Source organism: Paenibacillus sp. 598K (genome assembly GCF_003851045.1).
In the GTDB taxonomy this organism is placed as follows: Bacteria; Bacillota; Bacilli; order Paenibacillales; family Paenibacillaceae; genus Paenibacillus_D.
Genome location: NZ_BFBX01000037.1, coordinates 37,680 through 60,520, shown reverse-complemented (window position 1 = coordinate 60,520; position 22,841 = coordinate 37,680). Strand labels below are relative to the sequence as shown.

Annotated in this window: 20 protein-coding genes, 1 pseudogene and 1 riboswitch; of the genes and pseudogenes, 3 read left to right on the top strand and 18 right to left on the bottom strand. The window is 48.4% G+C overall.

The genetic code is table 11. The features are described 5' to 3' along the window. Nucleotides 1–63 precede the first annotated feature (63 nt). The 4 genes from PA598K_RS13410 to PA598K_RS13395 form a co-directional block, all read right to left on the bottom strand. On the bottom strand, nucleotides 64–333 hold the full coding sequence (locus tag PA598K_RS13410) for a hypothetical protein (protein WP_128657459.1): 270 nt from the start codon (nucleotides 331–333) through the stop codon (nucleotides 64–66). Further along, entirely contained in the window at nucleotides 317–1,351 is a 1,035-nt protein-coding gene (locus PA598K_RS13405; protein WP_128657458.1) for a hypothetical protein, read from the bottom strand. Before PA598K_RS13405 ends, PA598K_RS13410 begins: the two co-directional genes overlap by 17 nt. A gap of 190 nt (nucleotides 1,352–1,541) precedes the next feature. Then, complete coding sequence (locus tag PA598K_RS13400; RefSeq protein WP_128657457.1) at nucleotides 1,542–2,213, bottom strand: hypothetical protein; 672 nt, start codon at nucleotides 2,211–2,213, stop codon at nucleotides 1,542–1,544. 50 nt (nucleotides 2,214–2,263) lie between these two features. Beyond that, nucleotides 2,264–2,842, bottom strand: a complete 579-nt coding sequence (locus PA598K_RS13395; protein WP_128657456.1) for a hypothetical protein — start codon at nucleotides 2,840–2,842, stop codon at nucleotides 2,264–2,266. A 272-nt stretch (nucleotides 2,843–3,114) separates the two neighbouring features. Here PA598K_RS13395 and PA598K_RS13390 point away from each other — a divergent pair, with 272 nt between their 5' ends. After that, nucleotides 3,115–4,536 (top strand): hypothetical protein, encoded by a 1,422-nt coding sequence (locus PA598K_RS13390; RefSeq protein WP_128657455.1) that lies wholly within the window; start codon nucleotides 3,115–3,117, stop codon nucleotides 4,534–4,536. Between the two features lie 64 nt (nucleotides 4,537–4,600). On the opposite strand, the gene PA598K_RS13385 is transcribed toward PA598K_RS13390, so the two are convergent. From PA598K_RS13385 to PA598K_RS38865, 11 genes and pseudogenes are all read right to left on the bottom strand, one after another. Continuing rightward, nucleotides 4,601–4,951: a hypothetical protein gene (locus tag PA598K_RS13385; RefSeq protein WP_128657454.1), complete on the bottom strand. Its 351-nt coding sequence runs from the start codon at nucleotides 4,949–4,951 to the stop codon at nucleotides 4,601–4,603. 121 nt (nucleotides 4,952–5,072) lie between these two features. After that, nucleotides 5,073–5,555: a hypothetical protein gene (locus PA598K_RS13380; protein WP_128657453.1), complete on the bottom strand. Its 483-nt coding sequence runs from the start codon at nucleotides 5,553–5,555 to the stop codon at nucleotides 5,073–5,075. A 221-nt stretch (nucleotides 5,556–5,776) separates the two neighbouring features. Beyond that, nucleotides 5,777–8,254 carry a BNR repeat-containing protein gene (locus PA598K_RS13375; protein ID WP_185601921.1) on the bottom strand — a complete coding sequence of 826 codons (2,478 nt, stop codon included), beginning with the start codon at nucleotides 8,252–8,254 and terminating at the stop codon, nucleotides 5,777–5,779. 221 nt (nucleotides 8,255–8,475) lie between these two features. Next, complete coding sequence (locus tag PA598K_RS13370; RefSeq protein WP_128657451.1) at nucleotides 8,476–9,348, bottom strand: carbohydrate ABC transporter permease; 873 nt, start codon at nucleotides 9,346–9,348, stop codon at nucleotides 8,476–8,478. 13 nt (nucleotides 9,349–9,361) lie between these two features. After that, complete coding sequence (locus PA598K_RS13365; RefSeq protein WP_128657450.1) at nucleotides 9,362–10,273, bottom strand: ABC transporter permease; 912 nt, start codon at nucleotides 10,271–10,273, stop codon at nucleotides 9,362–9,364. A gap of 33 nt (nucleotides 10,274–10,306) precedes the next feature. Next, nucleotides 10,307–11,968, bottom strand: a complete 1,662-nt coding sequence (locus PA598K_RS13360) for an extracellular solute-binding protein (protein WP_260405398.1) — start codon at nucleotides 11,966–11,968, stop codon at nucleotides 10,307–10,309. 248 nt (nucleotides 11,969–12,216) lie between these two features. Beyond that, complete coding sequence (locus PA598K_RS13355; protein ID WP_128657449.1) at nucleotides 12,217–14,562, bottom strand: helix-turn-helix domain-containing protein; 2,346 nt, start codon at nucleotides 14,560–14,562, stop codon at nucleotides 12,217–12,219. Nucleotides 14,563–14,715: 153 nt separating this feature from the next. Beyond that, nucleotides 14,716–14,880, bottom strand: a complete 165-nt coding sequence (locus tag PA598K_RS39015; protein ID WP_376739045.1) for a carcinine hydrolase/isopenicillin-N N-acyltransferase family protein — start codon at nucleotides 14,878–14,880, stop codon at nucleotides 14,716–14,718. Then, a complete protein-coding gene (locus PA598K_RS37915; RefSeq protein WP_260405397.1) occupies nucleotides 14,823–15,242 on the bottom strand; it encodes a hypothetical protein in 420 nt (139 codons plus the stop codon). Before PA598K_RS37915 ends, PA598K_RS39015 begins: the two co-directional genes overlap by 58 nt. Before the next feature lie 274 nt (nucleotides 15,243–15,516). Beyond that, entirely contained in the window at nucleotides 15,517–16,605 is a 1,089-nt protein-coding gene (gene tnpB / locus PA598K_RS13345) for an IS200/IS605 family element RNA-guided endonuclease TnpB (RefSeq protein WP_128657447.1), read from the bottom strand. Nucleotides 16,606–16,732: 127 nt separating this feature from the next. Then, nucleotides 16,733–16,813 (bottom strand): annotated as a pseudogene (locus PA598K_RS38865) (DUF2268 domain-containing putative Zn-dependent protease); the annotation flags it as partial. Between the two features lie 59 nt (nucleotides 16,814–16,872). Then, nucleotides 16,873–16,956, top strand: a riboswitch (ZMP/ZTP riboswitch). A gap of 79 nt (nucleotides 16,957–17,035) precedes the next feature. On the opposite strand from PA598K_RS38865, the gene PA598K_RS13335 reads away from it, so the two are divergent. Then, nucleotides 17,036–17,914, top strand: coding sequence for a bifunctional 5,10-methylenetetrahydrofolate dehydrogenase/5,10-methenyltetrahydrofolate cyclohydrolase (locus tag PA598K_RS13335; RefSeq protein WP_128657446.1), 879 nt, complete (start codon nucleotides 17,036–17,038; stop codon nucleotides 17,912–17,914). Next, the gene (locus PA598K_RS13330; protein ID WP_128657445.1) at nucleotides 17,892–18,527 is read left to right on the top strand and encodes a cyclodeaminase/cyclohydrolase family protein; all 636 of its coding nucleotides are present in this window, start codon (nucleotides 17,892–17,894) and stop codon (nucleotides 18,525–18,527) included. Before PA598K_RS13335 ends, PA598K_RS13330 begins: the two co-directional genes overlap by 23 nt. Here PA598K_RS13330 and PA598K_RS13325 read toward each other — a convergent pair. From PA598K_RS13325 to PA598K_RS13315, 3 genes are all read right to left on the bottom strand, one after another. After that, on the bottom strand, nucleotides 18,524–19,702 hold the full coding sequence (locus tag PA598K_RS13325; RefSeq protein WP_128657444.1) for an MFS transporter: 1,179 nt from the start codon (nucleotides 19,700–19,702) through the stop codon (nucleotides 18,524–18,526). The genes PA598K_RS13330 and PA598K_RS13325 overlap by 4 nt on opposite strands. 139 nt (nucleotides 19,703–19,841) lie before the next feature. Then, nucleotides 19,842–20,144, bottom strand: coding sequence for an ArsR/SmtB family transcription factor (locus PA598K_RS13320; protein WP_128657479.1), 303 nt, complete (start codon nucleotides 20,142–20,144; stop codon nucleotides 19,842–19,844). Between the two features lie 132 nt (nucleotides 20,145–20,276). Further along, nucleotides 20,277–22,730, bottom strand: a complete 2,454-nt coding sequence (locus tag PA598K_RS13315) for an S-layer homology domain-containing protein (RefSeq protein WP_128657443.1) — start codon at nucleotides 22,728–22,730, stop codon at nucleotides 20,277–20,279. Nucleotides 22,731–22,841: the final 111 nt, after the last annotated feature.

Sequence of the window (22,841 nt, the reverse complement as noted above, 5' to 3'; positions counted from 1 at the left end):
GGGGGTTTGCGCTTTTCGTAAAACAAGCAGGAGCCAAGTTCACTTGGTTCCTGCTGTCCCGTGTTAATTAGGCTGAAGTTCAATTTTGGAGATAAAAGTAATCGGGCTGTCTTTCGCATACTTCACCGTAAAAATATAAGTGCCCAGGCCGGGCACCTGCACCTCAATGATTGTTGTTTCATTAGCCGTTCCAGCAGCGTCCACTTGAACAATTTTATAATCATTCGAGTTTACTTCTTCAGGAATTAGATTTGCAGCCATAAATTCTACCGTCAATGCGGGAGATGTCTTCCAAGGCGAATGACCTTCATTTACACTACTTCCCTGCTTCAAACTCAACTTTCTGAACGATTGCAATCGACGAATCCGTACCACTATTGAGCGTAACCGTGTAAACGCCAAAATCAGGTACTTCTACTTGTACTACAACTGGTCGATCTTGAAAGCTTTCATATTGGGGCGTAAATACAATTCCGTTAGAGGTGGTAAGAATTTCTTTTCGGTCGCTAAGTTGCTGAGATATGGCTTCATCTTGCAGATAGTCATACGGAACCAGTTCGGATATTGCTAACATTGCCTGAACACGTGGGTCACCCCAAGGCACGCTGTGGCCCTGATTAAAACTATCTACAGCTTCCTGTTCAAAATAGCGAATGTTTCCTTTGCCAAAGGCAGGTATCTTACTCGTCAATTTATCGAACCAGCTCTCATCGAGATCAAGGAGCGTCACACTTCCTTCAAGCTGCTGTAGTGCTTTGGAGGACTCCGGCTGCCAAACCATTTTTGTGATATAGGAGAACACGGCTTTATTCGGATGTTGCAAATGAATCGTAAACGTTCCAAGGCTTGGAACGATCATATCTACAACCGTCGTTTCATCAGCTTGGGATTGGTTCTCTACAGGCACCGCCTTATATTCCACTTGATCCGCTGACATCCCTTCTGGAATCAGATTCTGCGTTAAAATCGAGGCCGCTTGGACGGAATCGCCTCTCCAGGGATAAGAACCATTAGAGAACCCTTGAATCTCCTCTTGGGTGACAAAACCTATATTACCAAAAGTGTAATAGGGAATCTCTGTTTCAGGTTTGCTCAAATCTTCATCCGTCAGTTCAAAAAGGATGACAGATTCAAACGAGACATCCTGCTCTTGTTCCTCTTTATCATCGGCTGGTTGAATTTCTGTTTGGGTTTTAGGCGGTGTAGATGGCTCGTTCTGAGTTGGTGAATTGCTCTGAGCTGCCGGTACAGGTTCATTATCGGCATTTGCATCGGAAGAACTTGGTTGAGACCCACAACCCGAAAGAAAGACAGCAACGGCCACGGTAGTCAACAGGGCACGCAACATCATATTCAATACACTCCCATTTCCAGCTATATAACAATTTGACGTTAACGGAAAAGAGCGCGTTCAAGTTGTCCGCGCAATTGCAAGAATTGGGGAAGTTCAGGTATGCACGTTCATCTCCAGTGAGATAAAAAGAAGCGTCCAACCAAAAGCCTGTTGGCTCTGATTGGACGCTTCTTCTTCTGATAATATGTTATTGATTCTGGACTTCTTCAATTTCAGCTTTAAATCTTTCCTCTACCGCACTCTTCAGTGTATTGTGAAGGTTCTGATCGTCCGCATGGCCATGATCCAAGGAGTCTAATGTCAACGTTTCAGGCTCTAGGCTGAACCGGCCATTATTCATATTAATAACACCATACTCTCCGTACGTGTTCAGCTTTAAATACAGAACATACTTTTCGCCGGCTTGAATCTCATTATAATTTTCAATCGTAATTTTTTGAGAAGTACCGTTCTGCTCGATGATTGAAACAGGTTCGATAATCGTTAAGATCTCATTTTCGAGGGCAGGGGCTTCCTCCGATGGCTTCAACACCTTGAGAATTGTGATAGGCGTCTTGGTATGAAAGTCTTCAATTGCTTGTGGAGAACCTTCCTGGGCCTCATCAGGTTCAAAATATTGAACAACGTGTTCACGATCTAAAAACTCCGTGTCGGTTTGAGCAATCACAACCAAATCCGCATCATCATACAGGGGGCTTTCCTCTTTAAAAGCTTTGTAATTGCCATGAGTCACGACTGTTTCCAAATTCCCCCCTGTGCTTACCACCTCACCTGCATTTTCTCCGGGCGCATTACTAGCACAGCCGAAAAGGACCAAAGAGAACGATGACACCAGCAGCATCAACTTCATTCGTTTCATGCAAACCCTCCTAGATATTCTCACGTTTTCACGTAGATGTTAGTTCTTCATTATGGGAAAACGGGCCATTTTAGATCCACTTGATTTGAATCATAGGTGGTAATAGATGCCGGAATAGGCCACCAGCCCTGTACCATGATAGAGTTAGTCGGAATATTGACATGCGCCATTTTAATGGTATGTCCAATTTCGTGAGCTGCATTATAGCGTACATTTGCTTGCTGATGACCAGAAGCCCGCATGGTGTTATCATACATGATTACATCAACGTAAACCCAGTGTTCATTCGGCTGGGCAATGACTCCGGAACTGTTAATAGGAGCAATTTGACCCCAGAAATCAGGCACCGACGTGTTACCAATATAATAGGTGTCCGGGCGATCAATCGGATTGGAAATTACCGCTCGTGTAATGTTAACCTGGGATTTAGCATTCCAGTACGCTCTGCCCGCATCGTAAGCCCCCGTGTAACCATATTGGGCTACCGTTGAATGATAAAAAGCACTGGGCCGTGATCCATCTTTTCTGGTTCCACCAAAATAGTCTGCGCTCGCAACACTTCCGAATAAGACCAGAGACAAAACAGAAAAAGCCAGCATGGAAAAGTATTTCGCTTTGAGCCTCTTCACAGTTCGACCTCCAATATACGTTATTTTTCAACCTACTACTTCTAGCCTCCACACAACCATAATTAAGGACCAATCATCACCTCCCCACATCATTCTCCACTTATTGACCTCTAGTTGCTGATGGAGCATAATTTGGGATATAGTGGGTTTTCATTTGTATAGACGCCTCTCATCATCGAAAGGTTTCACATTTATCAGAACTTTTACCTTATAAATCCCAAATCAGAGATTGTGAAACTTCCCCTTCGCGTACAGCCAGGGGTTTAAGCACGATGGTGCAACGCCAGCGGAGTCAAGATGCCTGCCCTTGCAGGGAAGGCTTGATGGTCGTGGAGCACCACGAGCCGCCTTGGCTATCTGAAACGCCCCAAACTCGATCATTTCACAACAAATATGCGCTTGATTTCGTCTATTTAGACGAAGCCATAATACTTGAAGTCGTCGAAGAGAAAAGCACATACGAATACGGGGTTGATTTATTCATGAAAAAAATTTTGGCAGCGTTAATCGCATTGGGAGTCATCACGGGATGCAGCAGTCCATCTTCCGATGCTCCTGCAGCAGTGAATACTGATCGTGCAGCCGAGCAATCTGCCAGCAATGGGGTGGCGCCTGAAACAAAGCAATTCCAGTTGAGGTATACATCGTCTTTAACTGCTGATCCACTAAACAAAATCACTTCAGTAGATCAAGCTAAACAATTGAAGAGTCAGGAAGTCGAAGATGCCAAGGTTTTAACCTATAAAAACAATGAAGATGCGGAGCAAATTTTTGCTGCTCTTCAACTTAAGGACGAAACCTATGACCTAGGACAGATCGGGTATGAAGGAGCCAGTGACTATTCGGCAAGTACAGTAGATGTCTTGGGTCAACCTTACCTTAAAGTGACCGGCACCATTGGCGCTAATGCTCCGGTTTCTAGCTATATCTCCCTTAATTCCTCTCCCCCAACGGTACTATACATAGAAGCACACACCCTGGAGGCTGATGTAGACCAAGACGGGATGAAAGAAATCGTTGCTACCGTAGGTACAGCAGCTGAAACGTCGATCTATAAAATGGAGAAGGATTACCTAGTAAGCGTAAATCTCAACGAAGTCATGACTGCCCCTGTCGTGATGTATGACCCGGAATCTAACACGTTTCAAGCAGAGTTGACCAAAGGCGAGCTTTCGCAATGGAAGATTGAAGACAACCTATTGACCGGCTATACAGACCCAGTCCCACAGCCTTCTCCATCCGATCCCGGTGAAACTAATCAAGTCAACAATGACTCTGGACCTGTATCGTACACCAGTAAAGCTGAAGTAAACACAGCGCTGCAGCAATTGCAGCAAGCTGGCATCGACGCCTTACATTACATCGATGAACAACAGTTTAAAGGTGACGAGCTGCTTATTGTACAAACGCTCAACCGGATGATGAAAGCAGTTGTGGATTTTGATATGCAAGCATTAAAGGCTACCTTTGTTCAGGATCATGCCGTACAAGAAGGAAAAGATGAACTGTATGGCATCATTACTTCTATGGATAATCCACGATTTAACCCTTTACACGACGGAACCATTGAAGTCTTTGTATCACAACAGGACGTCCTCTTCAGCGATTCTCCTTTAAAGACTTATGAAGCGGATAAACTTTACCTCATGAAAAAGGAAGGAGAAAACTGGCGTATTTTCTCTATAACCAATTAGGAATGAAAAAGCCGTGAAACCCCAACAAGGGCCTCACGGCTTCTTTTTATTTATCGATTATTGCTTAAACGGGGACGGACTTCGATTTGTTGCGATTGAATAATGAAAGGGTAGCGACGAATTGCACCAACAGGATCAGGAAAAATACGTTCCAAATGGTCGGCATGGAAGCAACGGAGAGGTATAACGAATAGGGCGCCAGCCAGATCAAAGAAATGGCCATCAGCACGCGAAGACCAAGCCAGATGGAAACGGCCATAACGCCTGAAGGCAATAGGAGCATGAGGACCACAATCACGATTGTGCTGCTGGATACGGCCTGATCAGTATAAGGGTTATCAAACAGAAACAAAAAACTTAGCCCAACACCCAGTAAGGATAAGAAAAAGGCCGACCACTTCATCCCGGGACTCAAAGGCCCCACCTCCTCTTCATGGAAACGACATTTACGTATATATCCAATGCAATTATACCTCCTTCAGCAGTTCAACGCAGCCATATATCGTTGCCGCTATCGATCATCTTGAGGATGCCCTTCAATCGCTTACCTGGATTGACTTTCGAGCCGTCTCTATTTTATAGACCTCACTCTCTTCTCCGCTTTGAACCGAAAATTCTGCCATCGCCGAAATCTCGTATGTACCTGGTTGTTTGAACCGGTAGTGCAACTTTTCTAAAATGACATCCCCCTCCGGCATAGGACGTACAACTCCAATATCATCTCTTGCAATCGTATTAATCGCCTTGTCGGCATTATCCCGTACGACATAATAAAATACCGGGTTTCCCGTTGTAATCTGCAGATCCCCTCCAGCTTCATTTTTCAACTCTACAGAAATAACAAATTCCTGATTTGTTTCCACTTGTTTCGGAATAGAAATCTGAGCAGTAAACCGTTCGCTGTTAACGTTCTCCGAGACAGATGGGGTGGGTCTCGTCTTGGACGATATGATGTCCTTCGATTCCGAGGCTTGGCACGAAACCAGGGTCATCAAAAGGAGAATGATCAGCTTGTTCACAATAAACACCTCCAACCTCTTTGACGTAATGACTGTTGGATTTGTTCTACTCCATTATAAAAAGCTAGATAAGCTTCAAGCTTCTTGAATAGGAGCGGTCCGGAAAGTCAGACGAACATACGCAAAGACGCTTTCATCCCCACAGCGATGGTGGTCCTGAAGGGGTCTGGGCGCAGGATTGGGGAGGGGCTCGCTCGCCGAGCCCCTTATCGGACAGCCCCTTACCTCTCCTGCTCCTCCGAGCTCAGGAGATACACTTCGAGCGCTACCGCTTCCGGATACGGAGGCGTGCGTGGTCGGTCCTGGTTGGTCGGCAAGCTCTCTCGTCTCAGTATATAGCGCTCTTGCTCGCTGCCGGAGGACCCCAGATCAGCGCTCCACTGGGCAAGCATCGTAGGGAAGGTCGAGCGAACCGTCGTAATCTCGCTCGGCAATTGGGGCGTGTCGACCTCGATAATCGGTACTAACGTATCCGGGTTCAGAATCCACGTACGCTTGACGCCGCCAACCACGAAATCCAAACGAAGATTGTTATCCGGGAGTACCGCGACTCTGCTCATCGATACCCCGTAGACCAGACTGCCGAAGCCCCAAATATTCCAGCGTCCTTCCCAATTGCTGATTGGATTTATTTCCCATCCATTAGAGGTCAGCCGCGCGATATAAATCTGGGTATTCCCGAGCGCATCAAACTTGTGATAGCTGACCAGCACCCGCCCCTGAGCATCAAAGCTGACCAGATTGCTGCCGTTAATGATGCCTCCGTTCATAGGAATCGCGTCGATCACCTCGCCTGTCCGAAAGGTAATCGGCAAGTCGAGCGGCGTTCCGTCGCTCGTCTCCCAATGGACCAGATCCTGACTGCGCGCGTAGGACAGACGTTGGTTGGTCGCAGCATTACCTGTATCTCGCCACACCCATACCACATGGTAATATCCATCCGGTCCGAGTCTCGGAGCATCCACATACGCATTGCGGAGCCCTTCTCCGTCATGCAACGGCTGATCCAGAAGTCTGCTCCATTGCTGCGTCTCTACGTCATAGATGTTGTAGAAATCAACCCCGTCGCCGCTCTGTCCATTGCGATATCGGAACACCATACGTCCATCGGACGCTTTCAAAAATGTAGGATAGGTGACTGCATCCTCCGTAGCCGCGTCGACCATGTTAGGGACTCGGGTAAGCGTCGTCACATCTCCCGGGGTCGTCGTGCGGAAATAAATCAGGGGCACATTGTGCATGTTGCCCGACACATGGAGCTGACCGTCAGTGTCAAGCGCCATCGTGACATAGTTGTGGCTGTCCCAGCCAACATACGTATCGAGCGGCTGACGAACCCAGACGTCCTCGTCCAGCTTCCGGTGTGCGACCACCATTTGGCGGTTGGCATTATAATAAGCCACATACTGATCGTCTCCCTGCGTTAACAAGGAATGGCCCACGGGATGTCCCGACCAGATCATATCGACCAGGCTTTTATTCACTATCGTCTCCTCGCCCGCCAACATCGGATACGGTTCTCCGGTCCCTGGGGCCGGGATCGCTACCAGCGGGCCGGAAGCAGGGGCTGCAGCCGGCTCGGCCGAATTGACGATTCGGATGTCGTCCACCTGCAATTTCCCCGATTCCGAATACAGCCCTGCGTATCCGCCTACAAGCAGCTTGTCGAGAGGGATCACCTCCGAGCGGGCAAGCACCTGATCTTCGTCATTGTACACTTCTAGATCGATTACGCCATACGAGGGAGAAGATACCCTGACCGTATAATACTGGCCTGTCGCGGCAGCAAGGGTTCCCTGTGCGATCACGCTTGCGTTGCTCACTGTAGAGCGCGTTATTTGCAACAGCTGCCAGGCGCCTTGGTCTGGATTGGCGTGCGTCTTCATCCTCAGTACATAGTAATTTTGCGTACCGTCGCCATTGTCTTCGATATTCCATGCGATACCGTTCCAACGCGATTCTGTGTTGCGCAATCGGGCATCGATCGAATATGTTTTTCCCAGTTCCACGCCGGTTTGTGCAATGACCATTTCATTAGCGCCGCTACCCGACTGAAGCGTCTGGCCCTGGATCGACCATGCGCCGCGCAGCTTCGTCCACTCTTGACCCACATCCGTATGATCTGCCCGGTCGAAGCTGTCCTGCCAGGTCGGGACTTCTGCAGGTTCGGTGGAGCTTCCGATCCTCACCTCGCCAACGCGCAGCTTCCCGGACTCCGAATAGATACCGGCATAGCCGCCGATCAGCTGGTTGCCCACAGGAGTAGAGACCGAACGAGCAAGCAGCTTGTTCGCACCCTCAAGGATAGTAAGGTGTACAACCCCGTACGCAAACGACGACACGCGAAAGGTGTAGTCCTGACCTGTCACCACCGGAAGGGTCCCCTTCGCTATCAGGCTCGCGTTATTAACGGTCGAACGCGTAACCCGCAGCAGTTGCCAGGCGCCCGGGCCTGGATTGGCATAGGTCGCCATTCTTAAGACATAGTAGTCTTGCGTGCCGTCCCCGTTATCCACTAGATTAAAAACCAGACCATTCCAGCGAGCCTCGGTATTGCGCAACGTTGCTTCTATCGTATACGTCCGCCCCAATTCGATGCCGGTCTGGGCAATGACCATCTCATTCGTCGTACTTGCCGGTCGAAGCGACCGATCCTCGATCGACCACGCGCCTCGCATCTCTACCCAGTGATTCCCCACTTCATCTCCATCCTCGCGATCAAAGGTATCCGTCCAGTTCAACCTATCCACCGGAGAAGCGCTTGCTGTTGTTGCGATAAGCGTGGAAGACATAGAGGAAAGTAGCAAGGAAAACACAAGCATCATACGAAGAAGCAATACGACTGCATACTTGCTTTGAGCTTTTAGCATGACCTTCACCTCTTATTATTGATGTCGTCTACAAGCCAATCTACCTGTTGCTATCCCTTAAGCGCGCCGATCAACACCCCTTTGACAAAAAACCTTTGGATAAACGGATAGACGCATAAAATCGGAAGCGTGGCTACCATAATCGTGGCGTATTTAATCGATTCGCCTACCTGAAATGCGTTGTCCGTGGAAGAGAGCATGCTGTCTGTCGAGTTCTGGATCAGAATTTGTCTGAGCACCAATTGCAGCGGAAATTTGCTGCTGTCCTTAATAAACACGGATGCCCAGAACCAGCCGTTCCAATTGCCGACAGCATAATATAACTCGATGACGGCCAATGCCGGAAGAGATAGCGGCAGCACGATACGAAGCAACACCGTCAGGTGACCCGCGCCATCCATCTTGGCCGATTCCTCCAGCGTGACAGGCAAGGCCATAAAGGAGGTGCGCAAAATAATTAAGTTAAAGGTGCTGATCGCAAAGGGAACCACGACCGAGGCCAAGGAATCGATGAGACCAACTCCCTTGACCGTCAAATATAACGGGATAATCCCCCCCGAAAAAAACATCGTAAACACGATGACAAACATAAAGGTATTGTTCCAAAGCACGTTGCGCCGAGAAAGGACAAAAGCGCCCAACGTCGTCATGACGAGATTGACGAACAGCCCAATCACAACAATGTACAGCGTGTTCAGATACCCGCTCATGACGGATGCATTGGATAAAACGATTTTGTATGCGTCTAGATTAAATCCGAGGGGTCTAAACAAGATTCCTCTATGCCGGACGATCTCGCCTCCATCGCTCAGCGAAGCGAACAGCACATGAAGCAAGGGATAGACGGACACCGCCATCAACAGGATAAGTACGGAATAGACCCCTAGATCAAATATTCGCTCGCCGGCCTTCCCGTTTTTCATGGGCGCGCACCTCCTACCATAAGCTGTTCCCGCTTCGCCTACGACTAAAATAGTTGGCCAGCACGAGCAGCATCAAATTAATAACCGAATTGAACAAGCCGACAGCGGTGCTATAGCTCCAGTTGAACTCCAGCAATCCTCTTCGATACACAAAGGACGAGATCACATCCGCTACATCGTAAGTAATCGGACTATATAACAAAATTATTTTTTCGAAACCGACATTCAGTATATTGCCGATCCGCAAAATCAATAAAATCGTTATCGTGGGCATGAGACCGGGCAAGGTGACATGCCAGATCTGCTTTATTCGCGATGCCCCGTCTATCTTGGCCGCTTCGTACTGCTCCTGATCGATAGACATCAAGGCGGCCAAGTAGATAATCGACTCCCAGCCCATCCTCTGCCAAATATCCGACACAATGTAGATGGACCTGAACAGCTCCGGGCGTTGCAGGAGGGCTTGCCCCTCCCCTCCAGCAATCGCAGTATAGGCCGTATTTAGAAATCCATTGGCATTGGTGAAGTCCTTGATCATCCCGCATATGACGACAAGCGAGATAAAGTAGGGCATATACGTGATGGTCTGCACCAGATTTTTGAAATATTTGTTCCGCACCTCATTGATGAGCAACGCCAACATAATGGGCATCGGAAACTCGAAGCAAATGGAGTACAGGCTAATGATGATCGTATTTTTTAGTACCATCCAAAAGTAATAGCTATTAAAGAAAGAAATAAAATGGGTGAAGCCGACCCATTCGCTATCCCATACTCCCTTGATCGGCGTAAAATTTTTGAAAGCAATCAGTGCGCCATACATCGGCGCATAATGGAACACGAGGTAATACAATAAGACCGGGAGCATTAGGAGATACAAATATTTATTCAGCCTAAAGTCCTTGTACACGTTCGAGCGCTTCATCGCCTGCCACTCCTTCTGTCTCTGCGTTCACGGTTAGCGGGAGTTATAACGATCCAGTGCGGCTTGTTGAATTGCAATGGCACGATCGATTTTGGAGGACTTGATTTTGGCGACATAATTGTCAAACTCGGAGATGGGATCGACGCCCAAAATAATCTTCTCCAGCATTTGTTGAGCTAATGTGTTGACGTCTGACATGATGGCAGCAAACTCCGCATTTTCCTCCTGACTTGGCGTGACAGGCGGCAGCTTGTTTTCCTCCGATTGGGTCTGCCATGCCTGGATCGCATCCAACTGCTCCGGGTAGCTATAATACTGCTCGAGGTATCGGATATCCTGGACGAACGGGCCTTGATAGCTGCCGCGCGTATACAACGCCAGCATTTGCGCAATGCCCAGATTATCCGGGTTACTCACGATTAATTCCGAGTACTTGGGATAGCCGTCTTCCATCGTATAGCTCTCGCCTAATATCCCGAAATTCATCAGCATATGCCCTTCCTCGCTGTATCCGTAATCCAGAAATTTAACTGCCGTTTCCAGATTTGTGGTAGAGGCGCTGATTGCGGCGCTATAGACAGAGGTGTAAGCAAAGTCTTTTTGACCAAACTTGGGCGTATCTCCTTTGGTAAGAACCGGATAAGGCGCGCCTACAAGCTGTGCCTTCGGATCGATATCTCGAAGCATCGGCGTCCACTTGCCGATCCCGCCGCCGCTATTGTGGATGGTTGCTCCTGTTGCGCCGTCCAATAGATTGGCATCCAATGTTTTGCCGTCAATCGAAGCAAAATTCTGGTCGAACAGCCCCTCTTCGTACCAACTGCGCATCGTCGTCAAAAACGCCTTGTATTCGGGCTGAATCTGACCGTATCTCACTTCATCTCCAACCCGGTAGAAGCCATGGACGACGCCGTAAGCGCCGACAAAAGCACCCGGATCGAATAGGCCGTTAAGCAACGCCAGCGGCGCGGTTGCTCCTTTGTTTTCTTTAAACGCCTTTAATGTCGTATGCCATTCCTCCATCGTCGTTGGTACCGGCAGTCCCAGTTCATCCAGCCAGTCCTTGCGAATAATCGGGCCCTGAAAAACCTTCAACGCATCGTCGCCGCGAATAAACGGGAAGGCATAATAATCTCCATTATCCGTTTTGATTTGTTTATCCACCTCTGGATGCTCCGCCAGATATTTTTTCAGATTAGGCGCCCATTGCTCAATGGCATCATTCAGCTTCAGAATATAGCCATCCTGGATTGCCTTCTCAGGTCCTCCCGGGAAGCCTTTGAGCCAATCCCACTCCACAATATCAGGCAGATCGCCCGAGGCCAGCAAAATATTAAACGAATCCTTCTCTTGCCCGATTGCCGGACTGGTATAGGAAACGGTTACGCCGGTTGCCTGTTGCAGCGCTTCATAGAAAGGCGTTTCGTTGTAGCTTGCCTTGACGGTATTAAGCGCTGGATTAAACGGCGCCCAATACGTCAGCGCCGCATCGGTGTGCAACGGATAGGTCGTATCGGAAGCGGTTGCAGAATCGGCCGGTTGGTTGGTTATCGCTTGATTCGATTCGCTCCCTGCATTCGGCTTCGCTTGGTTGCCCGGTGCATTGCTTGAGCATGCCGAGATCGTTAATGTTAATGTCAGCATCGTGGCGATCCACAGGTTGTTTCTCTTTCTTGTCTGCATGCTGCTGTTCATGGTTGAACCCTCCTTGTATGTTGGACGATCAGTGGCTGATCACATTTCTATCGTAAGGATTTGCCCTCCTGATGAACATATTGATTATGTCCAATCGCATTGATTTTTCCGGTCTGACGATGGATAAAATCGATATCGCATGATCAAAACCTCCCTTTGGGCCGGTTCAAACGAAAAAAATCCCTCTCAATCGATACGGAAGGGCTCCCCTGTCCATCATCCATTGAAAAGGATCGTCTATCTATGCCTTAATCGATCGCTTTAAATTTGCCTGGCGTTATGCCCTCGACTTTCTTAAAGACACGAATAAATGTGGCCGCTTCATTAAAACCTACGCGCTTGGCCACCTCGTTTACAGTGCATGCCTCCGTTTTTAAGATCTGCTTTGCCTCGTCGATTCGCACCCGGTTCACAAAATCTAATAAACCTTCCCCTGTTTGTTCTTTGAACAAGCTGGAGAGATAGGTTGGCTTGAGCTGAAAATGTTCACCTATCGAGGATATATTAAGACTGGCATCGTTATAATTTTCGCGGACAAAGCTTCTAATTTGGTCCACCTTATCGGAGACAGACTGATGGCGCAATTGCTTGGCTTGTTCCGACAGCTTGACGGCCATATACTCGCAAACCTCTCGGAGCAGCAGCGACAACTGGGCATACATGCCTTGCAACGTATCCGACTCCATGATCGTATCGATCCAATAGACATGATCGTGTACAAACCGATCTTCGTTGGTCCCCATTTCATTGGTGGTCTTCATAATCGTGCTGATCAGGTTAAACATCAAGCATTTCACGAGCTGGATCGAGACCGCGGATTGCCCCACGTTCCGTTCCTTGATCTCATCAAGCACCGATTGCGCTTTTTCATACGATCCAATCTTGATGCAATTAATTAATCGCTGCTCTACTTGCAACGGATAGTAGAATGCCTTGTTGGACTGATCATGAATCGCACGTTGCAGCTCATCGTACAGTATCACTTCCTTTTTGCCCATGACAACCCTGTACTCCATCGCTTCTATGGCTTCCTGGTAAGCTTGGGCGATGCCAATCAACGAGTCATGCACGCCACTGATCGCAATGATCAGCTCCATGTGATATTGCGTGTGCAGAAATTGTTGCGCTGCCTGAGCAATATGCAGCAGATGCTCTTTCTTGTCATCGGCAGATGTTCGGAAATTCACGATACAAGCCAGCCCCTGATCCACTTCCGTTACATAACCGATCTGATCCTGATCCGCCACCTCTTGGACAACATTGGAGATAATAAAGCGTAATAGCGCCGCTTTATCCTGGAGGCTCACATGATGGAAGCGGTCGATCGCCATGTTCTCGTCCTCAAGCGCCAACAGGATGACGGCAAATTCGTCGGATTGAAAAAAAATGTTAAAGGTCGCCATGGCTTCTTCCAGCGGAACGGGACCGTCCAGTTTTCCCTTAAGCAATCGAAGCAGCGTATTGGAACGCATTACGTTGTTTTGCAGCTTCAATCGGAGCTTGATTTGCTCTTGCTCGCTTAGCGTATTCGAAACCACACGTTGAATAAAGCCAAACTCATTGGATTCCAGGCTTCCCGTTTCATTGGACGAATGCGAGAGAATCTCGACCAGTTGCTGTACAGGTCTGTAATTTCTGCGAAGAAACATATATGTCAGGGCGCCAGCCCCTATCAGACTGATCAGCACGCTAATATACGTGAATTTGCGGACATACTCCGCTTTTTCCCACACCAATCTGCTCGGCATGATCGACACATATTTCAGATCGGCCGTCCGAGATTGGATATGCAGCACTTCCGAATCGGTCCCTTTATATTTCTCATAGAAAAAAGCGCGTTCTCCTTCGAACGAGCTCGAAAGCGTCAATCTCTCGCCTTCCTCATCCGAATTTGATAAAATTATCTCGTTGTCCCCGTTCAGGATAAACACATCGCCGCGGTTAAATAATTCCACTCGCTGAGCCAACCGATTGACATCCACCATAATAACGATACTGCCTGCGCCTATTGTGTTGACGCCATTACTCAATGAGCTGACGTAGGCCAACGACTTATCGATCGAACCATCAGCCATGATACGCGGGATCGACACAAATCCTCGAAAGCCTGGCTTGTTGAGCAACGCATGCCACTGGTCATAGCTCAGTTGCCCGCCGGCATGCAAGTTGTCATATCCCATCCTGCTCGTCCAATACGTCCCGGACATCAGCAAAGAATCTTCGGCTTGCCAATACACGTAGAATTGATCCACCAATCCATTAAACACTTGCATCTCACGGAACTCCTCGATGACTCGAGCCGTCGTATATTTGGCTTCGGCTTTGGATGGGTTGGAGAATATCAAATATCGGAGCTGCTGGTCCAGCGTAATGGCGAGATGCAAGCGCATAACCTCCGCCATCTGCTTATCCATCACTTCTTGCAGCTGTTCCATCAGCATTTCGTTGGATTCGCGGATCTCATTCCTCAATGCTCGACTCGCTTCGTGATAGATTACAACACTGAGCAACATATTCAGCCCATAAATGACCAAATAGGAGATGAGCCAGGTTAAAATAATACTCCTTCTTCTCTTCCATAATTTAGATATCATTTCCCTTATGGATTCTCCTGTTCGCGTTTTTTAAGGAAATACTTCAAATGGAAGCGAATTCATACTAGCATAGATTCATTTCCTTGTCTATTTGAATCCCTAACGGAAAAGAAGGAAGAGGAGTGGACGGAGCCGCCTGGGGCTCATACGGGATCAAGGCAGGAAGCACCGGATGGTTGGTAGCCCAGAGATACTGTTCCGGCGTGGTTGGATCGTCACCGCAAGTCCATGCTCGTTAAATCCGTCATCTCTCCCAAAGCTCATCGTGCTTGTGCCCATGTGCGTGTATTTGCCGGTGACAGAGGTTCGGGCCAACACAAAATCCTCCAGCTGATGATGAAACTCATAGTTGCGGGCAATGGCTTGTTCAGCGCCGTCATGGCTGGCAGCAGAGCAATCTGACTGCAACGCGGCCGCAGATAGGTCACCGCGTAATAAGCGATTTGCCCGGCAGGGATGTGCAGGGCGTCGGCAAAGCCGGCGATTTCCTCGGAAATGCCGGGGCACGACTCATCGAACAGCCGGACCGCCTCTTCGTATTCGGTTGGCCCAAACCCCTCGAGCGTGCGAGTGTAGGCGAGCTTGAGCGCCGTATGTTCGGAAATGATGCTGCCCTGCTTGTAGCCAATCTCGTAGCATGTTCCTGTTAATTCCACGGTGTAGGCGGATAAATTGTACATGGGCTTGCCTCTTTTTTCTCTATTCTACGAGAGCGAAGGAAGCCTTACCTGATATTTTGTGCTATTTGTTAGGTACATCGTCAATCTCCTAACTCAGGTGTCCTTCATTTTCGGCTCATGCTGCTCGATATGAAGCATAATAGCGCGTTGAACACTCCCGCCACCTGCCGCAACCGGCTGAGATGGGGGATTCTTGGGTAATTGCACCTTCTGGAGCAAAGTGATCCAAGCGATCCCTGTGGTTCCCACAGTTCATGGAATGTGCCGTACCGTATCAGACGGCCATCACCTTTATATTTTTTGCGGCATTGCCATCTCGATCATGCCGGGTCTGGCAGGCGGAGCATTCCCATGCTCGCACACCGAGATCCCGGACCTCGGAATGGATAGCTCCGCACACATGACAGGTTTGGCTTGTCGGGACGAAAGAGGGAACTTCCTTGATCTGCCGTCCATACCATTCCGCCTTGTACTGTAATTGGCGGCGCATCTCGCCCCAGGCCGCATCGGCGATGTGCTTGGCCAGCTTGCCCTTGGTCATCATCTCCACGATGCGCAAGTCTTCGAGGCAGATCGTTTGGTTTTCACGAATCCACTTCGTCGTCTGCTTTTGGAGCACATCCTGTCGGCTGTTCCGAATCTTCTCATGGATGCGGGCCACCTTGATCTTCGCCCGCTGCCAGTTGCTACCGCCTCGCATGCGGCGTGACATCCGGCGTTGCCACTTCGCCAACTGCTGTTCATAGCGTCGTGTGTGTCTCGGATTAGCAACGACCTCGTCATCGGAGGTCACCGCCAGGTACTTCAGCCCTACATCGATTCCGATCGTCCGCTCACAGACCGGCAACGGCTTGATGTCCACCTCGCAGACGAGCGAGACAAACCATTTGCCGCTGGAGGCTAGGCGTATCGTGGCCGAAAGCAGGCGGCCTTCGACCTCGCGTGACTTGGCAAACCGGACGGCTCCCAGCTTTGGAAGCTGAAGTGTGTTGCATTTGACAGCGATGTTCCCGTTCGTATAGCGTGTGGTGTAGCTTTGCACAGGATGTTTACGACTCTTGAAGCGAGGGGCCCCATTCTGTTGCTTGAAGAATCGCTGAAAGCCGTCTGCAAGCTGCCGAACAGCCGATTGCAAGGCTATACTATCGACCTCTTTGAGCCAAGGCAGCTCTTGCTTGAGTGTAGGAAGCGCAGTTGCGCACGTCTGGTAGGACAATCCCTTGCCTGTCGCAGCGTACGTTTCGTTCCACTTGGCGAGGAAATGATTGAACACAAAGCGGGAGCACCCTAAGGTGCGCCGCATCTGCATGGCTTGCTCTGGATTCGGATAGAGGCGGAACTTAAATGCTTTATGTCTAAGCATGGACGAACCAGCCTCCTTATTTGAAGGTCTATATCCCCAATTATAGCACATACGTTCGCTTTAGAGCACCAAAAACCGCCGATTCATCTTCCGCTTATAGAAGACGGGAGTATTCTCGGCTTAGGTGGATAAATTGATACCTGACATTATGATTGCATTCATGTGCCAACGCAGCTTTCATCCGCGGCAACGTGTAGGGACTTGTAACGTCAAAGTCAAGCGGATGCTTTCAATCCAAATGAAACTCTGATAAGATAAGGACTACATAACACTGTATGTGACTGGCGAAAAAAGTGGAATGAACCACGAGGAAGCATACAGTTGAAACGTCCGTTCGCCTGGGGAAAAGTATCTGCGGTTGCTCGTATTTAACGAGGCACCGTGGATGCTTTTTTTCGTTACTATCCAGATATGTTAAGGAGGCAATCGAATGACAGTGCTCATGAAAGCCAAAGAGGCAGCGGATCAGGTATATGATTCGATTCGAACCAGGGTAGAGGAAATGAAGAAGAATGGCCTTCAGCCTCTCATGGCGACGATATTGATTACGGGCGATCCTGCATCTGAGTACTACGCCAAGGCGAAACTAAAAATCGCTGAAAAGCTTGGCGTTGCGTTTCAACTGCATTCGTTCCAGGCAGATGTAACCGAGAAGAAGATTCTTCAACTGGTCACTCAATTGAATGAAGTTCCTTCTGTACATGGGATCATGTTAGAGCTGCCTCTGCCAAAGCACCTTTCAGCAAGCCGTATTGAAAAAGCAATTTCCCCCAACAAAGATGTAGATGGAGTTACGCCTACTAATAAGCTCGCAACGGTTACAGGCTCTGCAGGCCTCTACCCCGCCACCCCCCAAGCGTGTATTAAGCTTCTGAAGCATTATGGCTTTACGCTTGCAGGCAAGAACGTTACCTTGGTCGGAAGGGGACAAACCGTCGGGCTACCTCTCTTCCATATGCTTCAACGAGAAAATGCTACCGTTACCGTTTGTCATTCCCGTACCCCAGATATAGCTTCGCATCTTGGTCATGCTGACATAGCTTTTGTCGCCGTAGGGCGTCCAGATGTCGTCACTCAGACTATGGTTCATTCAAGCTTGGCCATCATCGATGCAGGAATAAATGAAATGGCGGGCGGGAAGATTGCTGGCGATGTAGCCGCTGACGTAAGTTCTTGTGTAGCAGCCATATCCCCTGTTCCAGGCGGGGTCGGAACCTTGACGACTGCGATCCTATACGAAAACCTGTTGAAAGCCATCGATATTCAACTCCGGGAGGCGCATGAAAATGAATCATACAATATGGGATGATTCGATCCGCAATTTTATAAAACAGGCAGGTAGCTCGAGCCCTACTCCGGGCGGGGGGAGTGTAGCCGCTCTGATCGCTGCGCTCGGGGCATCGATGACTTCAATGGTAGGCAACCTGTCCCAGGGGGAGAAATTCGCTCCTATCCAGCCACAGGTCGCCGAAGTTATCGAGCAGATGAGCAGCTTAACCGTAGTATGCGAACAATTGCTTTATGATGATATCACTTCATTCAATAAGTACATGCATGCCTTAAAGCTCCCCAAGATGACGGATGAAGAAAAGCTCCTACGTAAGAACGCATTACATGAAGCTACAATTCATGCTATCGACGTCCCTCTTCGTCTTATTGAGGTTTGCCGGGTTGGTATGGTGTGCACACATAGCATTGCTGAATCGGCTAACAAGAATGTCATCTCCGATCTAGGTATAGGAGCCATTCTGTTCGAAGCAGCTGCACAATCAGCCTTGCTGACGATAGAAATCAATTTAGTCTCGTTGAAGGACTTGGAGCTGAAGCGTGAATACTCAGAAAAGCTATCTTCACTGATCCGTGAGATCGAGGACCTGAAAAGTAAAGCTATACAAGTTACCCGAGAGAGAATCATGCATTAGTCATACTGCAATAGCTTTGATTGAGTTGATTGAGAATTCATTCTATATAAGATGAGCGTAGCGATAATAGCCATCCCAACCCCTGCAGCACCAATCCATGTAATCGATGTTAGCGAAACCGTCTCAATAGCTACCCCGCCTATACCGGCGCCTGCTGCCATAGCAAGCTGCATCATAGACTGATTAAGACCAAGCATAACACCTGATGCTGCGGGTTCAATCGTCGATAAATGATATTGCTGCGTTGGACCAGATGACCATGCGGAGAACGACCACAACACCAACACGACCATGACGCCAATGAATGTATTCGTCACAAGAGACAATGTAATCAGCATTACAATATGGAGGATCAGTCCACTGAACAATGTTGGGTGGACTCCCCATCGATCCGTGCTAAGGCCGCCAATTTTGGAGCCTATCATGCTAGCTATGCCAAATACAAGCAGAGCCCCGCTCAGATATTTATCGCTTATGCCAGATACTTCGAGCAGATACGGTGAAAGATACGTATAGGTAACCGAATATCCGCCCAGCCAAAAGAAGGTGATAGCTAATCCCAATGCGACCTTAGGCTTTTTTAGTAAACTTAATTGTTGCGGTAATGGAATCGGAGCATCTCCCTTCACACGCGGGATTGCGAAAGAAAGGATGACCATTGCAATAATCCCGAGGAGGGCAATTCCCCCAAATACAGATTGCCAACCCAGCGTATCCGCTGCAATGCGCCCAAGCGGTACGCCAATGATTAATGAGGCTGTAAAGCCCATTACGACGGTTGCAATAGAGCTTGCTTGCTTACCCTCAGGGGCAATTTTGGCGGCAATATTTAATGCGGTGACAACCACTACACCTGCGCCTATAGCCATAATGATGCGAGCAAACACAAACAATCCATACCCAGGCAGAATAACGGCGAGAATGTTAGATACCACAAACAAACCCAGACCCATAACAATTAACTTCCGCCTGTCCATGCTTGCGGTCATAGCCATAAGAATAGGCGTGGCCAAAGCGTAGACGAGAGAAAAAACCGTAATTAGTTGCCCCGCTGCAGTAATGGAAACCCCAAGAGAAAGGGATACCTTATCTAAAATGCCAGACAGAATATACTCGGACGTCCCTACCAAAAAGCTAACAATGGCCAAAATGTAAACTTTCCAACGTTGCGACATAAAAATAATTCAACTCCTTTTCTTAAATATGCACAATTCACGAAATGTCGATATGATTGAATAAAAGATATATCGCGAATTGTCGATTTGTAGGGTCGAGATAAAACAGAATTCTGAAGAAAGAACTCCGTCTTATCACTTACATCTCACTCATCGTATACTGAGCTAACTGGCGTATGGCTTCCTCGTCTCTCTGATAATACGTAAATTTGCCTATACGTTTTGTTGTGATCAATCCTGCTCGCTGCAATATCGTAAGATATTGAGAAGCCGTTGACTGCGTCATGTTGAGCTTTTCGGTTATTTGACTTACACAAACCCCGATCTCCTCCATATCCACTCCTTCATGGGGTTTAAAATGAGCGTATGGCTCTTTGAGCCATTGCAAGATCTGTAACCTGGATTCATTCGATAAAGCCTTAAAGACGTCAATGGGATTCATAACGTTTATTATATCGATATTTTCCGATATGTCAATACAAAAAGAGCCATGCAAAAAAACCTCCCCCGCAGTGCGGAGAGGTTAGTAGGCAGGCGACGGCTTGCCGCGATCTGAGTACGCCCGCCTTCATGGCTAGTTAATGAACTGTAACGCTTGCAGCATCCGCTTCAGCATCACGGTCGCTTCTGCACGACTAGCATTCTCTTTAGGCGAGAAAGTAGTCGTTGTTTTACCGTAAATCAAGCCCGCACTCACAGATCGAGCAACGGCATCACTAGCCCAGTCGCTGATAAATGAACTGTCAGTGAATACGGACAAGTCTTCTATGTTGGCAGTTGGCTGTTGGCCAGCAAAGCGCATGGCACGAATGATCATCACCGCCATCTGCTCACGGGTTATATTGACACGTGGTCCAAAGGTAGCCTCCTCCAGACCATCAATAAATCCCGCTTTCGCTGCTGCATTGACTGCGCCTGCGAACCAATCCGTCGATTGGACATCCGAAAATCTGGACGTATCGTCCTCAGAGATCCCCATGGCTCGTACTAAGAGCGTTGCAAATTCAGCGCGGGTCAACTCCTGTTCAGGTTCAAAGCGATCGTCTGACCTTCCTTTGACCACCAGTTTGGAGGCAAGCAATTCTACATCTGCTTTGGCCCAGTGTCCGTTCAAATCTTCGAAGGTTTTGGTAAATTGAACAACGGTGTAAATACTGTTGCCCGTACGCTTCAGCGTCGCTATCGTTGTCCCATCTTCGCCAGTCTGGAAGGTAGTTGGAACGAACGAGAATGTCCCAGACGTCGGATTGTATAAGACGCCCGTAGCAGAGTTAGTTTTTTCACTAATTGTAATGGTTCTGGATACATATACATCTCCAAAATCATCGACCGATGTTGTATTGCCGTATGCTTCTGCTGTTACATGGAAGTCTACCGCTTCAGAAATGGGTCGCAGTCCCGATTGATTCGCTGCACGCTCAATAGTGGTAAGAGACGATCTGCTCACCTTATCAATCGTAACATTGACGTTCATCTCCTCCACTTCCGCTCCTAATTTCTCTGCCATAGCCGGAAGATCGAGAGCTTTTACAGGAAGATCGTAAGTCACGTTATCCACTCGTGCCGAAACCAATGCAGAAGGAACTTGAGCTTGTAGTTCGGCAATCATTCCAGCGCCAAGCAGGACATTTGTTGTCTCCCCATTGCCAGGTACTTCAATGATAATTGTGGGTTTACCTGAAGTTGCCTTAAGGGATTCGATAGCTTTTTGCAAATCAGCCGGGTCGACGGTAGTCGTTGAAACGGTTCTGCCATCCTCGGTTTTTTCGATTGTAGAGGAAACCTTTAAGATGACCGTATGGTTATTCCCATCCGATGAACCGGATATATTCCCCTCCGTTAGTATTGATCCTGTTATGGGTGAGGTTGGTATGATAACTCCTGTCACGGGTGATATAGGCACAACAACAATTGCGGTTGGTTGCGCACTACCCTCGTTGGAAGGGGCGCTTTCCAATCCCTGCTTCACCGTAGTGACGACATAATAGTAAGTCGTTCCGTTTACTGCTGTTGTATCTCGGTAGCTCGCTTCGGTCACATTTGCCGCTATGGTCGTATACGAGCCACCTGACGTAGTGCTGCGCTTTACATGATAAGTGTATCCCTCACCCTGGGCTGCAGCCCAGGCCAGACTCACTTGTCCATCGCCTGTTGTCGCTTTCAAGCCTGTAGGCGGGGCTGGAGCAGTCGTGAACCTAACCGTATATTCACTTGAAGACGCTATGGGGTTGCTTGCAATCAATGCGAAGACATATTCTGTATTCGGTGATAGATCCTTAAGCTCATAGGAAACAGCAGTCACACGCGCTTCAAAATCCTCCCCATCGACTAAACGGTATTCAGTCGCCGAAGGGATTTCATTCCATACTAGCTTTGCAGTCGTAGCGGTTACATCCATTGCTCTCAGATTCACCTCCGCAGCATCGGGCCAAGAGGTTTCCTTTGTTGTGAATTCAATTTCAGCAGCAGCAGAATACTGGAGACCATTGGATGCGTACACCTTTACTTCATAGGTCGTATTCTCTGTTAGATCGCTAAGGGTATACGAACTCTGGTCTACGCCTCCTGCAAATTCGCCATTCACTTCCAGCTCATATCGGGTCGCAAACGGATTAGGGTCCCAATGGATTTCGGCACTGTTCGTCGTTACATTCAAAGCCCTTACATTAGCTGGAGCTGCCAAAACCAACGGAGCTGTGGTAAATTCATGCTTGACCTCGAACGTCTCACCAGCAGCATCCCGGTAGTACAGCGTCATTTCTTGCACCATATTAGGCGTCAAACCTGTCACTTCATGACGGAACTTATCTGTCGTAAATCCAAAGAGCTCCGTCCCGAAGATGTGCAATGAATAACTTACCGCTCCGTCTATGGGGTCCCATTCCAAAGTAGCTATCGTATCCGTTATATCGACGGCTTCGAACCTGGGCGCATCCTCAACGGATGCCGCTACATGCCTATCCATGGACGAAAAAATCACAGTCCATACTAACGTGAATATTAAAAGACTAGCAATGATTTTATTCATGCCGATTCTCCCTATGATGTTTTTCCTTCATCTTAACATCATAGATTAGCGCCTATATGGAATGTAAAGAAAACTTTAGCATGGGCGCTTGCAGATTCTCTGCGCCTCTCG